1 pseudogene is annotated in these 361 nt (G+C 65.7%); it reads right to left on the reverse strand.

Annotated elements, in window-relative coordinates:
• Positions 1 to 361: pseudogene (locus ACYQ6T_RS10755) on the reverse strand (ATP-binding protein); the annotation flags it as partial.

Genomic DNA, 361 nt, shown 5'->3' on the forward strand with positions numbered 1-361 from the left:
CTACATCCCCCACACCCCGATGACCCGCTCGGGGTGGCCGGGCCACGGCACTTGCCGCTGCCAGAGGCGCGCCTCCCACGGCTGGTTCTCGCGCCGGTCAAAGAGGATAAGGTAGGCCTCCTCCGCCCCCGCGCGGTCGGCGTAGTCGGCAACCTGCGCGATTCCTTCGTCGAGCACCTTCTCGGGACTTTTGCCGTTGTGGATGAGCTTACATTCCACCACAATCCGCTGCTTCGGGCCAAAGAGCCCTTGGGCGGGGTCGAGCGGCCACTCAATAAGCAGATCGGTGCGTTTGCGTCCCAGCCCATATTCGCGCGTGATCCGGCCGCCGCCATTGACGATCCGCTGCAGGAAGGCTTGG

The organism is Hydrogenophilus islandicus, from assembly GCF_054657095.1.